8 protein-coding genes and 1 other RNA gene are annotated in these 16,164 nt (G+C 55.3%); 6 read left to right on the top strand and 3 right to left on the bottom strand.

Going from position 1 to position 16,164, the window contains the following annotated elements:
* Positions 1 to 621 precede the first annotated feature (621 nt).
* From BXP70_RS16880 to bglX, 5 genes are all read left to right on the top strand, one after another.
* A complete protein-coding gene (locus BXP70_RS16880; RefSeq protein ID WP_179197725.1) occupies positions 622 to 3,690 on the top strand; it encodes a SusC/RagA family TonB-linked outer membrane protein in 3,069 nt (1,022 codons plus the stop codon).
* Between the two features lie 22 nt (positions 3,691 to 3,712).
* Entirely contained in the window at positions 3,713 to 5,242 is a 1,530-nt protein-coding gene (locus BXP70_RS16885; RefSeq protein WP_086595289.1) for a RagB/SusD family nutrient uptake outer membrane protein, read from the top strand.
* A gap of 35 nt (positions 5,243 to 5,277) precedes the next feature.
* The gene (locus BXP70_RS16890) at positions 5,278 to 6,525 is read left to right on the top strand and encodes a PKD domain-containing protein (protein WP_086595290.1); all 1,248 of its coding nucleotides are present in this window, start codon (positions 5,278 to 5,280) and stop codon (positions 6,523 to 6,525) included.
* A gap of 50 nt (positions 6,526 to 6,575) precedes the next feature.
* The gene (locus BXP70_RS16895) at positions 6,576 to 7,472 is read left to right on the top strand and encodes a glycoside hydrolase family 16 protein (protein WP_086595291.1); all 897 of its coding nucleotides are present in this window, start codon (positions 6,576 to 6,578) and stop codon (positions 7,470 to 7,472) included.
* Positions 7,473 to 7,705: 233 nt separating this feature from the next.
* The gene (gene bglX, locus BXP70_RS16900) at positions 7,706 to 9,973 is read left to right on the top strand and encodes a beta-glucosidase BglX (RefSeq protein WP_086595292.1); all 2,268 of its coding nucleotides are present in this window, start codon (positions 7,706 to 7,708) and stop codon (positions 9,971 to 9,973) included.
* Between the two features lie 114 nt (positions 9,974 to 10,087).
* On the opposite strand, the gene BXP70_RS16905 is transcribed toward bglX, so the two are convergent.
* From BXP70_RS16905 to rnpB, 3 genes are all read right to left on the bottom strand, one after another.
* Positions 10,088 to 11,557, bottom strand: a complete 1,470-nt coding sequence (locus BXP70_RS16905; RefSeq protein WP_086595293.1) for a glycoside hydrolase family 30 protein — start codon at positions 11,555 to 11,557, stop codon at positions 10,088 to 10,090.
* Between the two features lie 474 nt (positions 11,558 to 12,031).
* Positions 12,032 to 13,477 carry a carbohydrate-binding protein gene (locus BXP70_RS16910; protein WP_086595294.1) on the bottom strand — a complete coding sequence of 482 codons (1,446 nt, stop codon included), beginning with the start codon at positions 13,475 to 13,477 and terminating at the stop codon, positions 12,032 to 12,034.
* Positions 13,478 to 13,903: 426 nt separating this feature from the next.
* An RNA gene (gene rnpB, locus BXP70_RS16915) (RNase P RNA component class A) lies at positions 13,904 to 14,352 on the bottom strand.
* A gap of 412 nt (positions 14,353 to 14,764) precedes the next feature.
* Here rnpB and BXP70_RS16920 point away from each other — a divergent pair.
* On the top strand, positions 14,765 to 15,994 hold the full coding sequence (locus BXP70_RS16920) for a S8 family serine peptidase (protein ID WP_086595295.1): 1,230 nt from the start codon (positions 14,765 to 14,767) through the stop codon (positions 15,992 to 15,994).
* The last annotated feature ends 170 nt before the right edge of the window (positions 15,995 to 16,164 follow it).

The following is a 16,164-nucleotide window of genomic DNA, read 5'->3' on the forward strand; positions in this document are numbered from 1 at the left end:
ACTAGCTAGTATTTATAGCAAAATTCGTAGTTGTTCTTTATCCGGTTAAGCAGTGTGCACTAGTAGGCCTTTCAGCTGTTTTAAGCAACAATGTAGGTTCTTTTACGTGTGTTGTAAGTGTATAGACTGCTTGTGAGTTATCACAAAAAGTGGCTTTCTGAGCTGTACAAGTAGATTTGGGTACTTGCATTTGCCAAACAAGATCTGATATCTTTGACTCCTTCTCTTCGGCTAATCTTTTCCAGCTTCTCGAACGAGAAGCTCACAAGTAGTGCAGGGTATTGCACATTATCAAGCCTTTAAGTAGGCTCTCGTCTTCTCTCCCTTCTATTCTTGCTTTAACTCTAGTGCCTAGCATCCTGCCTGCTTATTCCGGGAACGTTTCCGGAAACGATTGTTGGCCTGCTGGTTAAGCAGTTCTAGGATCTATTTGCCTTATAGTGCACGCCTTTCTATTTCCCTTACCACCCTTATAATCATTCCCACAAACCTTGTTTTATGAGCTCAAACTCTTACAAACATTCGCTTTGGCGGCGAGTAGTGATGCTAGCTGCTTTAGGCGGACCGGCAGTCGCTTGGCCAGCTCTTGCAACACCTAGAATACCAAGTGGGCCTTTTAATTTGCTCACCGGAACCTCGCTCGCTGACGTACCAGTAGCGGGCCGAGTAACACAAGCCAATGGTACCGGCTTACCTGGCGTTACGGTAGTTGTGAAGGGTACTACCCTTGGCACTTCCACCGGAGCTGATGGTTCGTTCTCCTTGAACGTACCCGAAGGCAGCACTTTGGTAGTGAGTTCCGTTGGTTTTATCAAGAAAGAGGTGCCCGTGAGCGGTGCTACTAGTAGCCTCACAATCAGCCTTGTCGAAGACCGGCAAGCCTTAAGTGAGATAGTAGTAGTGGGCTATGGCACTCAGGAACGAGGTAGCGTGACGGGCGCCATTTCGTCTGTCAATGGAGCAGAACTGGTGCGTCAGCCGGTAGCTGATGCGACGCAGGCTATCCAAGGTAAAGTTTCTGGTGTCACTATTACTTCCAACGGGGGAGCACCTGGTGGTGCCGCTGGTACCTCGGTGCGTATCCGGGGTATAACCTCAGCAGGCAACAACTCTCCTTTGTACGTATTAGATGGCTTCCCGCTGCCAGACGGTTCTGATAGTCAGATTAACGCTATTAGCCCCAATGACATTGAAACGATTGACGTGCTAAAGGATGCTTCGGCTACGGCAATCTACGGTGTGCGTGCTGCCAACGGAGTTGTCATCATTACCACAAAGCGGGGCAAAGCGGGTCGTACTACTTTCAATCTGGATGCCTACCGCGGCGTGCAGGTTGTAGCACGCAAGCTCGACTTGCTCAATGCTCAGGAATATGCGACTATCAACAATGAGTCGCTTCTGGCAGCTGGTAAGCCCATTGCGCTGGATAAGTTGCGCGATCCAGCCTCACTAGGCGAAGGAACTGACTGGCAGGACTTGCTATTCCGCCGGGCTAAGATTCAGAACTACTCGGTTTCTACCACGGGCGGTAGCGAAAGGGCCCGCTACGCCTTATCGGGTACGTACTTCCAACAAGATGGTATTATCCTCGGGTCCAATTTTGAGCGCTTTACGTTACGTGCGAATGGCGACGTACAAATTGGTAAAATCCTGAAGCTAGGTAATAACATCTCCCTTACGCACCTAAGCGACCGGCAAGTTGCGAGCAACGGTGGTGGCAACGGCGGTAACAACGAATACGGTGCCGTGCAGCAACTATTGCGCATACCGCCAACGGTGCAGGCATACCGGCCCGATGGCTACTGGTATCAACCCAATAGCGCCAGCGACAACTTTACGGAGGAGAATCCACTAGCTACTTCACAACGGGCCAATCAGAGATTTACCCGCAACCGGGCACTCACGACCTTTTTCGCTGAGCTAGAACCCGTAAAAGGGCTGCGCTTCCGTTCTAACGTGGGCGCCGACTTTATCTTTGAAAACTTCAACAGCTTCGCGCCTCGAGGCCCCGAGCTAACAGGCTACACTCAGCGCTACATCACGGCTGGTGCCACGGCGACCTCGCGGTATGCACCTAGCTACCTGATTGAAAACACGGCGACTTTCGACCACTTATTCGCTGATAAGCACCAAGTAACTCTGTTGTTAGGTCAGTCGGCGCAGCAATTCTCTTTCAGCAACGTGGAGGCGTATCGTTCGCAGTACCTGCGCAACGACCTGCAGGTAATCAATGCCGGACCAATCAATACGCTGTTGAACAATGCAGGCACCATCGACCCACCTCGGCGTCTCGCTAGCTACTTTGGTCGTCTCAACTATGAGTTTGGTGGCAAGTATATTTTCCAGGCTACCGTTCGCTACGATGGCTCTTCCCGCTTCCAAGTCGGCGAGAAGTTTGGTTTCTTCCCCGGCGCATCCGCGGGCTGGCGCATTTCGGAAGAGGACTTCTTGAAAGGCAACAGCACCATCAGCAACCTGAAGCTACGCGTTGGCTACGGGCGAGTGGGTAACGAGTTGAACGCTGGTCGGTACGCATACCTGTCTTCTATCAACTTTGGCATTACCTATCCGCTTGGTCCAGATGCTACCATCAACACGGGTGGGGCACCAACTCGCCTGCGGAACCCCGATCTGCGGTGGGAGTACAACGACCAGGCTAACATTGGTATAGACTTAGGTTTCCTGGATAACCGCTTTGAGGCAAGCATCGACCTCTACAACCGGAACTCGCCTAATCTGATTGCGCCAGTACCTCCGTCCTTGGTGTCGGGCACGTACGAGTCGGTGAACCGCAACGCGGCCTCTGCTTACAATCGCGGTATCGACGTGGGGCTAACCTCCCACAACTTCACAGGTGCTGACCAAGGTCTGACCTGGACGACTACCTTCAACATTTCGGCCTACAAAACGCGCCTGGAGAAGCTAGGGGTAGGGGTGCCTTATAATGGCCTAGGTTCCCTGAGCGGCACCATCGTGCGCTATGATGTGAACCAAGCCTTTGGCTCTTTCTATGGCTACGTAGCCGATGGCTTGATTCAAACGCAGGAGGAACTCAACACGCTGAATGCTGGTGCGAACAAGAATAATCCGAAGAACGACAAGTTCTACCAGACGAACGGCACGGGGCCTGGCGACATCAAGTTCCGCGACCTGAATGGCGACGGCGTTATCACGGATGCTGACCGGAAGTTTATTGGCAATCCGAATCCGAACTTCACGTTTGGTCTTACCAATAACCTAGCTTACAAGGGCTTCGATCTGAGCTTCTTTATTCAGGGCGTGCAGGGCAACGACGTGTACAACCTCAACCGCTACATCACGGAGAGTGCCTTGTATAGCACCACCAACGGTACCACGCGCATCCTGAACCGCTGGACGGGCCCCGGCACTAGCAACGATGTGCCGCGCGCCATCAACGGCGACCCCAACAATAACCTGCGGGTATCAACCCACTTCATTGAGGATGGCTCTTACGTGCGCCTCAAAAACCTTACGTTTGGCTACACGCTGCCCAAGAGCATTATGGACCGGATTTCGGCTACTCAACTGCGTGTGTACTTCACGGCTCAGAACCTGATTACGCTGACCAAATACACCGGGTACGATCCGGAAGTTAGCGCCAGCGGCGTTGATCTAGGTATTTATCCGCAAGCGCGCGTGTTCATGGCCGGCCTGAACATTGGGTTCTAACCCTTATTCCCACTCTATTATCATGAATATCTCAAAATTTACGTGTGGTGCTTTCCTACTTTCCCTAGGATTGCTGACGGGCTGCGATGAGAAGTTCTTGGAAGAAGCTCCCGCTGACCAAGTAACCGACGCCAACTTCTACCAAACCCAGCAGGACGCCATTCAGGCCACGACAGCCGTGTACAGCGAGCTAACGAAAGAAGGCCAATACAACCTAGCCATGTGGGCGTTCGACATCATGGCGGATATCTCCGTTTCGGGCGGCGACGATGGCAACGACGCCATCGAGTACAAGCAACTCGAAGCCTTCAGCATTCCAACAACGAATACTGTGGCTACGCGCCTGTGGGGCGGCAGCTTTATTAGTATTCAGCGGGCCAACATCGTGCTGCAGAAAGTGCCGAGCATCCAAAACATGGACCCCGCTATTCAGAAGCGGTGCCTAGGGGAGGCGCAATTCCTGCGCGCCAAGTTCTACTTCGACCTCGTGCGGGCGTACGGCGACGTACCCTTGTTTACGACGCCGCCCGCTAGCCCAGAGGCAGTGAATATCCCACGCACGCCGGCCGCCGAGGTGTACAAGCAAATTGAGCAGGACCTGACGGATGCCATTGGCAACCTGCCTACTTCCTATAGCGGCGCCGACCTAGGTCGGGCTACTAAGTGGGCCGCCACGGGCTTGCTAGCGAAGGTATATATCACTGAAGGCAAGAAGAACGAGGCAGCCCAGCGCGCCCGCGAGGTGATTAACAACTCGGGCAAAACGCTGTGGGCCAACTACGCCGACAACTTCAAAGTGGCCAACGAAAACCAGAACGCCAAGGAGTCGCTCTTTGAAGTGCAGTACACGAACGGCCGCAACGAATACGAGCGTAACAACGTCGGCTCGGCCATGAACGAGTTCTTCGGGCCTCGCGGCGCCAACCAGACGCCGGGTAGCGGCTATGGTTTCAACGTGCCCGAGCCTGATTTCGTGGCGGGCTATGAGGCTGGCGATACGCGCAAAGCCGCCACCGTATGGGTGCCCGGCGATACGTACCCCGACGGTGGCAAGCAGTCGGCTAGGGCCACTGGCTCACCCTTTGGCTACAACTGCAAGAAGTGGTTTGTGGGCAAGGTAGGCACCAACATCTGGGATTCGCCGCTGAACGTGCCAGTGCTCCGCTTAGCCGAGATGTACTTGATTCTGGCCGAGGCCGCTGGGCCAACGACGGAAGGCTTGGAAGCTATTAATAAAGTACGCCGCCGCGCCTTCGGACTGGACATCAACACGCCCTCGGCGCGGGACCTAACGGCTAGCACGTCCGACTTTACGGGGGCGGTTCTGCGGGAGCGCAAATACGAGCTAGCTTTTGAGTTCGACCGTTGGTTTGATCTGAAGCGCTACAACGGCACGCCTTACGGCTTGATTCCGGTAATGACAGCGCAAGCAAACTACCTGCGCGGAATCGGTATTCAGCGGGGCACGCCCACCGAAACCAACCTGGTGTTGCCCATTCCGCAGTCGGAGCTGGACGCTAACCCTGGTCTCAAACAAAACCCCGGCTACTAAGCCGCTTTCTTCCGACGATTTCAGCTTTCATCTGTATGAAACATACATGGACTAAAGCGGCTTGGGTTTTACTTACCAGTCCGCTACTCTTTACTGCTTGCGAAAAAGAAGACCACGGCAAGCTAGAAGGCGGCCTGCCAGCCCCTAGCTTTAGCAGCGCCGTCAATGCAACGCAGTTCCCGGTCACCGTCACCTTCACGGATAATAGTCAGAATGCCTTTGTTACGCAGTGGGAATTCGGCGATGGTACCATCGGCAAGGGTTCACCCGCGACGCACACGTATAACACGCCGGGCACGTACAAAGTACGCCTGAACGCATCGGGGAAGGGGGGCTTCAGTGCCACGCCCCAAACCGATGTGATCGTGCCGTCCGCGTGCAGCAACGCGGGTTTCTCGGCGCTGGTGGGCTGCCAGGGCAGTGCGCCTTCAGCGCGGGTCTGGACGTTCTCGGCAGCGGCCGGTGCTATTAAGCGGCTAGATGCGAATAACAACGTCACGTCTTCCTCGGCGGCCAACGCGCTACCCTCTTGCCAGGCCGACGACCAGTTTACGTTCAGCGGCACCTCGTTCACGATGACTTACGCGGCCAACAACATCTGCGGATCGGAAAAAGCAGGCTCGTCGCCGTTTGTTTACAAGCCCAGCGGCAGTGGCCTCGGTCAGATTGTACTCAGTACTGCCGACGCTTTCATCGGCGAGAATGTGGCCGTTACGAGCCAAACGTACGACATCATCGAGGCAAGCAGCACGATTTTGCGCCTGCGTGGTACGCTAGCTAATGGCACCAAAACGGAAGTGACGCTGGTGCCTTTCGATGCCGTAACCCGGGTAAAGCAGCTGCTCACGGGCGGCACGCAAAAAACCTGGGTGCTTGATAACAAAGTAGAGCAGACGATTACGGTTGGCACCGAAGCTGACCCCAAGCAGTATTACCCCGGCGGTGCAGTGGGCGCGCTGCCAGCTTGCCAAGCCGACGACGAGTTTACCTTCTCAGCCGCCAACGAATACAAGTACGACGCAAAAGCGGAAACCTTTGTAGCCGGTAGCCCAGGCAGCTGCCAAGCGGCCCGCTCTACTACCTCTGCCTTCACCTTCGGTCCCGCCGATGGAACGGGCCTTGCCCAATTTGTTCTGAGCAAAACCGGCACCTTCATCGGCATCACCGATGCGCCGGACTTAAACTACCGCATCATTTCCATCACCGACAAAAACATGGTGCTGCGAGCTGGTTCGGGTAAGAACAACGGCACCGTCTTCGACATGAAGCTGGTAGCTAAATAGTTTCTGTGAGCCGGACTGAACCGATCAGTCCGGCTTCGCTTTTCCATTCTATGAAAAACAAATCCGCGTCCTTTCTCTCGCGCTCCTGTATGGCTGGAACCAGTCTCTGGCTAGCTCTAGGCTTGCTGGCTTGCACCGAAACCAAAAAGCCCGACATTCCGCCGGCCCCAACGCCCACGGGCAGCACCGAAGCCAACGCTGCCGCCAAAGATTACGATCAGTACACGGAGCTAAAATGGAGCGACGAGTTCGATGGCGGTGGCGCTGTGGACCCCTCCAAGTGGACCGCCGAAACCGGCGGCAGCGGCTGGGGCAATAATGAGCTGCAGTATTATACCAACTCCGTAGAGAATGCCTACGTGAGTGGCGGCAGCCTGATTATTCAGGCGCAGAAACAAAGCCAGAGTGGGCGGGACTATACCTCAGCCCGTCTTATTACGAAGGGCAAACAGAGCTTTACCTTTGGCCGAATCGACGTGCGGGCGAAGTTGCCTAGGGGGCAGGGCATCTGGCCGGCTATCTGGATGCTTGGTAGCAGCATCGACCAGCGCAACTGGCCCATATGCGGGGAAATCGATATCATGGAGCTGCGCGGTCATGAGCCAAACAAGATTCTCTCGACCATGCATTTTGGCGCCAGTACGGCCGACCACCGCTACAAAGGCACCGAAACCACGCTGCCTAGCGGCAACTTCTCCGACGACTACCACCTCTTCAGCACCGTCCGCAGCCAGGATCAAATTCGGTTTTACCTCGACGGCAAGCAGTATTACACGTTCACCAGCAGCGATGCCTCGCCTTATCCGTTCAACGACCCGTTCTTCGTTATCTTGAACGTGGCCATTGGGGGCGACTTCTTAGGCAACCCTAGCCCAGCGACGATTAATACCACTACTTTCCCGCAGCAGATGATGGTGGACTACGTGCGCTATTACCAGTATAAGTAAACAGCAACGGCACGCCAGCGCAACTCGCCTTTGCCAGTCGGGTGCCCTAGGCATCTGGCTGGTTGCCGTAAGCACGAGCCGCCAGAACGACCAGCGTGCACCTAGCTCGGGCCAGCGTTGGTAGGTGGCCTGTTGTACTAAAGAACCATCACCCCATGTAAGACCTAGGTTTGTCGGCGCATACTGCGGTGTGTCCTGGCGGACCTAGGTCTTTCTTTATCCTTCCATTCGACATGCCCAAGTTTCCCCGTTTTATTCTGGGAGTGAGCGTTGCGGCCAGTGTGCTGCTCGTGTTACCTAGCATTGCGCAAGCTCAGAAAACCAAAAAGCCAGCCGCTTCCACTACCAAAACCCTCGATCAGCGCCTCGATGAGTTGATCGCGCAAATGACGCTGGAGGAAAAAATCGGCCAACTCAATCAATATACCGGCGACGCTGCCACTGGCCCGGCCGTGACCGACAACAACAAGCTCAGTCAGATTCAAAAGGGCCAGGTGGGCTCCATGCTGAACGTGAAAGGCGCCGCCCGTACCCGCGCTTTGCAGGCCGAGGCCCTGAAGTCGCGCCTGAAGATTCCGCTGCTGTTCGGGCTCGACGTGATTCATGGTTACCAAACAACCTTCCCGATTCCGTTGGGCGAGGCGGCCAGCTGGGACCTGGCGGCTATCCGGCAGTCGGCGCACATAGCGGCGCGGGAAGCGGCGGCAGCCGGTCAGCACTGGACGTTTGCCCCGATGGTGGATATTGCCCGCGACCCACGCTGGGGCCGGGTGATGGAAGGCGCGGGGGAGGACCCCTACCTAGGTTCGCAGATTGCCAAAGCGCGTGTACTCGGGTTTCAGGGTGAGCAGCTAGGCGGCACTGATGCCGTAATGGCCTGTGCTAAGCACTTTGCGGCCTACGGGGCCGCCATTGCCGGCCGCGATTATAATGCCGTGGACATGAGCGAGCGGGCCCTGTGGGAAGTGTATCTGCCGCCCTTCAAAGCAGCTGCCGATGCTGGCGCTGCTACCTTCATGAATTCCTTTAATGAGCTAAACGGCATTCCGGCCACGGGCAATAGCTACTTGCAGCGCGATATTCTGAAGGGGCAGTGGAATTTCCAGGGCTTCGTGGTGAGCGACTGGGGCTCCATTGGCGAGATGATAGCGCACGGCTACGCCAAAGACAACAAGGAAGCTGCGCTGGAAGCCATTACGGCCGGGAGCGACATGGACATGGAAAGCCGCAGCTACGGGCCCAATTTGCCTGCGCTGGTGCGCGAAGGCAAAGTGCCGGAAGCATTGATCAACGACGCCGTACGCCGCATTTTGCGCAAGAAATTCGAGCTAGGTCTCTTCGACGACCCCTACCGCTTCTCCAATGAAAAGCGCGAAAAGCAGGTGCTGGCCGATCCGCAGAGTCGTGCCATCGCCCGCGACGTAGCCCGCAAATCCATTGTGCTGCTGAAGAATGACAACAACGTGTTGCCCCTGTCGAAGCAGGCCAAAACCGTTGCCGTTATCGGGCCGCTGGGCCAGAGCAAAACCCAGCACCTAGGTTTCTGGAACGTATCAACGGACTCGACACAGGTGGTAAGCTTGTACGAAGGCTTGCAGAACAAGCTAGGGAAGACGGCGAAGCTGCTTTACGCCAAAGGCTGCGGCATCACCGGCGACTCGCAAGCGGGCTTTGCTGACGCTGTAAAAACGGCTCAGCAAGCGGATGTAGTCGTAATGGCAGTAGGGGAGGCCCGCGACATGAGCGGCGAGGCCAAGTCGCGCGCCGAAATCTACTTGCCCGGCCAACAAGAAGAGTTGATCAAAGCCATTGTGCAAACTGGCAAACCTGTGGTGGTTCTCATCATGGCGGGCCGCCCACTCATTTTCAACTGGACCGCCGACCACGCGCCAGCCATTCTCTACACGTGGTGGCTAGGCTCGGAAGCCGGTAATGCTATGGCCGATGTGCTCGTGGGCGACTACAACCCGGCCGGCAAGCTGCCCATGAGCTTCCCCCGCTCCCTCGGCCAAATCCCGATTTTTTACGCGGCCAAAAGCACCGGCCGCCCTTCCGCCAACGATAAGGATACCAACTACCGCTCGGCCTACCTCGACATGCCGAACTCGCCCCGCTATGCGTTCGGCTACGGCCTGAGCTATACCACGTTCGACTACAGTGGCTTAACGCTTAGTACCAAACAGCTCAAAAAAGCGGATAAGCTCACGGTTAGCTTCACGCTCACCAATAAAGGCAAGTACGCCGGCGAAGAGGTTGCGCAGCTATATCTGCGGGATGTGGTGGGTAGTGTGACGCGGCCGGTGAAGGAGCTGAAGGACTTCCAAAAAGTGATGCTCAAGCCCGGCGAAAGCAAAACCATCACCTTCACCCTCGACCAAGACAAGCTAGCTTTCTACAACCCCAGTATGAAGTGGACTACCGAGCCCGGTGAGTTCCGCCTGATGATCGGTAGCGCAGCGAGTGATATTCGATTGGAGGATAAGTTTGAACTGGTGGACTAAATTGGTACGCTAGGCCTTAATGCCAAAAAAAGCGAGGAACTGGGAGCAACCCGATTCCTCGCTTTCTTTTTGCGACTATCAGCAATGTAGCGCGAAGCGTAGGCTTAGCCCTCGTTAGTTCACCACCATCGTCATGATGGAGTGCGGCTGGCTCGTTGCTTGGGCGGCTTGGCCTTTGATCCAGAGTTGGAAAGCCTGCTCTTTTTCACTGTTATTCATCACTACCACGGCCACTTTACCATCGGTGTTCAGGAAAGCAGTGGTTTGGAGTACGTCGCGGCTAGAGGCGGTGGCAATGCGCTTGGCGCCGGGGCGGATGAACTTGGAGAAGTGGCCGATGTAATAGTAGATGTTCGTATAGATGAGCTTACCCGACTTCGTATCACCGATAACGGGCGCGTAGCAAAAGTTGCCCACGTGGTTGGGGCCGCCGGTTTCGTCGAGTAGGATGTTCCAATCAGTCCAGGCTACGGTGCCAGCGTTGAAGTCGTTGATCATAGAGTTACCGTACCGCTCGCCCAGGGTCCAGTCGTTCACTTTCGAGAAGTCGAATTTCTCGATGCAGCCTTCCGTGAAAACAAGGTTTTTGGTCGGATACGTTTCGTGTACGCGGCGCTCGTTGTCGAACTGCATGCCGCTACCAGTCCAGGTTTCGTACCAGTGGTAGCCGAGGCCCCAGTAGTATTTGCTGGCCTCCGGGTCATCAAACAAGGTGCTAGCGCGCTGGTACATCAGGTCGCGGTTGTGGTCCCAGCCGATGAGCTTCCGGTCGCCGAGGCCCCCTTTTTGCAGCGTCGGACCTAGATAGCCCTTCACGAAGTCGCGCTCCTCCTCGGCCGTGAAGATACACGACTCCCAGGTTTGCTTCGCCATGGGCTCGTTCTGCACCGTTAGGCCCCAAATGGGAATGCCTTGGCGCTCATACTCTTTGATGAACTTCACGTAATGGTTGGCCCAGCTCTGGCGAAACTCGGGCTTTAGCTTGCCACCTTTCACCAGGCTATTGTTGTCCTTCATCCAGGCGGGTGGGCTCCAAGGGCTTACGTACATCGTAAGCTTCCCGCCAGCCGCGGCAATAGCTTGCTTGATGAAGGGAATCCGGTACTTCTCGTCGTGCTTAACGTTGAAGGTTTTTAGCTCCTTGTCGTTGTCGGCTATGTAAGCGTAACTGTCGCTGGAGAAGTCGCAGCTGGCAATGTTGGTGCGCCCTAGGGTGTAGCCGATGCCCTTGGTGGGGCTATAGTAGGCTTGCATGAACTCCTGCTGCTGCGCCTTGGTAAGTTTAGCGAAAGTTTCGGCCGAGGCATCGGTGAGGGCGCCGCCAATGCCCACGAGCGTTTGGAAGGTATGATTAGGGTCAACAAAAATGGTGGGCTGCGTTTCAAGTGGCTGCCCAACTTCTTGGAAGGAAAGCTTATCGCCAGCTGCGAGGCGCTGCTGGGTGCTGGCCGCAGTGGTATACACTTGAACTTGCTTGCCAGCGGCCGAATACGACTTGATGGCAGCAGGTGAGGTAGCTTTTTGCGCTGAGGCAGTGGTGCCGAGTGCGGAGGCAAGCAGAACGGCAAGTAGGTTTTTGTGCATTTGGTGAAAAGGGTGGAAGTGCTAAGAACGCTGCGCAGAGCTAGCTAGCTTTGAGTGCTGCAAAACCCAGTACTACATCTGCCCAGCGTTACAACGATGGTGTCGGAAACAAATGTACCTAGCTTGGGCGAGCTAAGCGGGTGCGCAAACTAAATCCGGAATTATAGCTTGCCCGTTTCGGTAAGAACTGGCTGCCAAGAAGGAGCGAAGTAGGACGAAGGTATCGTCCTGAATAGGGTAAATGCAAGCGCGAAGTGCTAACGAGAAAACAGCAAAAGGGCTCTGGAAAGCGCGTTTATTCACTTACGTCACACGCAATACCAAGCACTGGGGGAAAGCTAGCCCCCATGCAGCGCTAAGGAAAGACAGCTACGGCACAACAGAAAAACACAGCTCCGCCGAGGCCTTTTCAGCTGCCAACAAACAAAACAGGCTACCTAGGATAGGTAGCCTGTCGTAAGACGGAAGCAGAAGCTACTTGATGAAGCGTTGCGTAAGCGGCTGCCCGTTGGTCTGCACCACCAGCACGTACATGCCGGGCGGTAGCGTCGCTACGTTGGCGCTGCCATTTTCCAGCACGCCGCGGCTCACTTGCCGGCCTTGCGCATCCAGAATTTGATACTGACTGCCCACGAGAGCTAGGTCTGAGGCTGCTACGTGGAGCTTGTCGACGACGGGGTTCGGGTAGAGTTGGAGCTGCTGGCTGGCGCGCTCGATTTTGGAAGCTCCCGGAGAAGCTAGCACGGCACTGGTGCTAGCACCAGCAGGTGGCGTAATACGAATCCAGTTGAGGTTCCAGCCGCCAGTTTGGGCAAACACCCCGAAGCTATACGTACCCGCATTGATGTAAACTGTGCGAGAAACAGTCGTCCAGGTCTGCCAGCCCCCGGTGGCCGGCACTGCGGTGTTGCCGAGCTGAATAGAGCCGGAGTTCAGATCCGAGGATAAGGTGCTGCCGCTGGGGCTCGCCACACGATACTCCAGCGTGTAGTTGCCCGATACAGGGAAGTTGATGTTGCTGTAAGCCATCCAGTCGCCTTGGTCGATGTAGCCCACATTTTGCCCACCGCCGGTGTCGGAAGTGGTTTCTAGCTGCACGCCATTCATGGAGCCGTAGCTCTCGGCCTGCAGGAGCGTGGCCGTAGGTGTGGGCGTAGTGGTACCGGATTTCTGGTACACCCGCACGTAGTCGACGTACATAGTGGCGGGCAGCTTGCTTTCGTCTACCGTTTGACCGGGCCAGTTGCCGGCCACGGCTAGGTTCAGCAGCAAAAAGAAAGGGCGCTGAAACTCTTCGGTGCTGCCAGTCCCGTTGGTGATGTTGATTTCGTGATACTTAACGCCATCTACAAACCAGCGGATGTACGTGGGCTCCCACTCCACGGCGTACACGTGGTAATCTTGCGGCGTGGTCACGAGGTTGCCACCGTACTCGGCGTGTCCGTTGCTATCCCAGTGCACGGTGCCGTACACCTTGTTTTCGGCGTTGATGTGCTCCATTACGTCAATTTCACCGCAGGCCGGCCAGCTTACGGTGTTGATGTTGCTGCCGAGCATCCAGAAGGCTGGCCACAGTCCTTGCCCTAGTGGCAGCTTCATGCGAGCTTCGATTTTGCCGAATTTAAATTCCTTGAGCCCCTGCGTTTTCATGCGAGACGAAGTGTAGGGCATGCCGCCCACCGTTTCCTTCTTGGCCGTAATTTGCAGGATGCCATTTACCACGCTCGCATTAGCACGCTGGTAATATTGCTTCTCGTTGTTACCCCAGCCCCCACCGCCGGTTTCGAACACCCAGCTGGAGCTAATGCCCGTGTTGAACTCATCGGCCCAAACTTGCTGGTAGGTTTGGGCGCGGGTAGAAGTTAGGTGGAGCAAGCACAGCACAGCCGCTCCCACAAGGGAAGTAAAGGTACGTTTCATAACTGGGTAGAATTGGGTGGAAAAAGCCGCGCGCAGGAATACGCTAGGGTATGAAGCTAGGCTGGCAAATAGGCGGCAGGCAGACCAGCGCTGGTCTGATGGGCTTACTGAGCGAGGGTCAGCAGCAAGGGCGATAACCAAATATATCTCTTCTTCTTGCCGTAATGCAAGCGGTAAGTTGAAATACAAACAACGCTTTTTGCTGTTGAGAGAGTGGTTTATACACTTACGGCACACGCTTCGTAGAGCCAGAACAAGGGTCACAAAAGCTCATTCTAGCACCTAGCTTTATTAGGCGCACGCTTAAGAAACAAGCCTCTTATTATCCTAGTGCCAAAGTTTTGTACAATGTAGCGGCTTGATGACTTACGGCCAATACAAATGCAAAAGGCCCTCGGCAACCTAGGTTGCCGAGGGCCTTTTGAAGAGGGTGACGAGTCTGTAAGCCGGGTTCTGTCCGCGACCTAGGTCGCGTCCCCACCATTTATCTAGGCCAGTTCTCGCGAAAAGGCTCCATCAACCTACCCACGGACGCCGGACGAGCCGCCCGGTGCAGACCCGAAAGCCTGCCTGCCCGCTTATTTGGTCTTTCAACCCCTGAGGTTTACCCAGCCGGACTAGTCACCTAGCCGCTGGTGCGCTCTTACCGCACCTTTTCACCCTTACCAGGAGCTACAGAGTAGCTGAGTGACTGAATAAGGTAGTTTACTACGCTACTTAGTTGCTCTTCTACGCAGTTGCCATCTGGCGGTAGTTTTCTGTGGCACTGGCTGTCTGAGCCTTACGGCCCATCCTTCCCGTTAGGAAGCAGGGTGCTCTGTGTTGCCCGGACTTTCCTCGCCGCCCGAAAGCGCCGCGGTGGAGCGACCCATCACGGTGCAAAGGTAGGCTAATAAACGAATTAGTCACGCTGCACTTATTCCCGTTAGGCTGATCAGTAGGCTAGCCGATAGCTAGCTTACTCGGCACACGTCAGCAGATATAAAACGCAGCACCAGCAGCAGTATAAGTATTAGAATTTCTGAATGTCACAAATAGGGACTTTGTTTCTGAATCTAGCATTCTTCAGCAAAATAGGCGGCTTTTAGTGTCTTTTGTGGGTCGGATTTGGCATTATTCCGCTTGTGCTTGGAAAAGATAGTGGTGGCGGCTGTGTAAAGATTCCTACATTTCACATTCTCGTTCCTAGAAAGTAAGGGGTTGCCACAAGCGTTTATCTACTCCAAATCAACCCAATGCCCTAGGTCTTGTCCTATTCTCTCCCTTTATTACCAAACCCATCACAGCATGCAAAAATATCCACTCAATGCCCGCCTTACTTCTTGGTTGTTAGGTGCTTCGGTTGTAGCAAGCGCTTCCATATTCACGGCTTGCTCCACCGAACCAGTGGCTCCTGCTGATGCAACGGTAGCTCAATCTGGCAGCGACGCCAAAACAGCAGAAGATTTCATTGCTGGGCAGTACATCGTTGTTCTGAAAGACGGCACGGTGGAAATCACTGCCGGCGACTCGTACGACACGAAAGTGAAGAAAGTAAAGAACGTGGGGCAAGGCCTGCTGAAGGAAAAAGGCATGAAGCAGGAAGCCATGGGCCTAGCGTATGGTCACGTGCTCAAAGGCTTTGCAGCCTCACTCACGCCCGGTGAAGTAGCAGAATTGCGCAAAGATGCCCGCGTCGCGTACGTGGAGCAAGATCAGATTATCTCGCTCGGCAAGCCAAGTTCGGGCAGCGGTACTGCGCAACCAACTCAAACGACTCCCTATGGTATTGCCCGCGTAGGCACCGGCGATGGCACTGGCAAAACTGCCTGGATCATTGATACGGGCATCGACCTCGACCACCCTGATCTGAACGTGGACGTGGCCCGCAGCAAGTCGTTTCTGACCAGCGGCGCTAACTACGCCTCTCCGAATGATGGCAACGGCCACGGCACCCACGTATCGGGCACTATTGCGGCCAAAAACAACACCATTGGCGTGGTAGGAGTGGCGGCTAATGCTTCGGTAGTAGCAGTTCGCGTGCTCGATTCGCGCGGCAGTGGCTCCAACTCCGGCGTTATTGCAGGCGTTGACTATGTAGGCGCCAACGGCAAAGCTGGTGATGTAGCTAATATGAGCCTCGGCGGCGGCGTTTCGCAGGCCCTGGATGATGCTGTTCTACGAGCGTCCGCTGGTGGTGTGCTCTTCGCACTGGCTGCTGGCAACGAAACGGATAATGCTAACAACCACTCGCCAGCTCGCGTGAACGGTGCCAACATCTTCACCATCTCGGCCATGAATAACACCGATAGCTGGGCCTCCTTCTCCAACTTCGGCAACCCGCCCGTTGATTATTGCATGCCCGGCGTGAACATCCAATCGACGTGGCTGAATGGCGGCTACAACACCATCAGCGGTACCTCCATGGCTACCCCGCACATGGCCGGCGTACTGCTGCTCAAAGGTAAGTCGTTCACTACCAGCGGCACGGTGAAAAACGACCCCGACGGTAGCGCCGACCCGATTGCGCACTTGTAGGGCCTAGGCTTTCAGGTTCTCAAGCCAACGAAAAAGGCCGCCCGTGAGGGCGGCCTTTTTCGCGTTATCCATGAGCACATTGCAGGCGGCAAAAACTTAACCTGCTGTCAGCAAAAAGAAGAAGCCAACACTTTGCCTTGCTGTTGATTATTAAGCTGATGGGTCTGGAT

The organism is Hymenobacter crusticola (assembly GCF_002154225.1).
Lineage (GTDB): Bacteria > Bacteroidota > Bacteroidia > Cytophagales > Hymenobacteraceae > Hymenobacter > Hymenobacter crusticola.

Coding starts and splice junctions, on each gene's coding strand:
- BXP70_RS16885 (WP_086595289.1), top strand. CDS start 3,713: ATGAATATCTCAAAATTTACGTGTGGTGCTTTCCTACTTTCCCTAGGA.
- BXP70_RS16890 (WP_086595290.1), top strand. CDS start 5,278: ATGAAACATACATGGACTAAAGCGGCTTGGGTTTTACTTACCAGTCCG.
- BXP70_RS16895 (WP_086595291.1), top strand. CDS start 6,576: ATGAAAAACAAATCCGCGTCCTTTCTCTCGCGCTCCTGTATGGCTGGA.
- bglX (WP_086595292.1), top strand. CDS start 7,706: ATGCCCAAGTTTCCCCGTTTTATTCTGGGAGTGAGCGTTGCGGCCAGT.
- BXP70_RS16905 (WP_086595293.1), bottom strand. CDS start 11,557: ATGCACAAAAACCTACTTGCCGTTCTGCTTGCCTCCGCACTCGGCACC.
- BXP70_RS16910 (WP_086595294.1), bottom strand. CDS start 13,477: ATGAAACGTACCTTTACTTCCCTTGTGGGAGCGGCTGTGCTGTGCTTG.
- BXP70_RS16920 (WP_086595295.1), top strand. CDS start 14,765: ATGCAAAAATATCCACTCAATGCCCGCCTTACTTCTTGGTTGTTAGGT.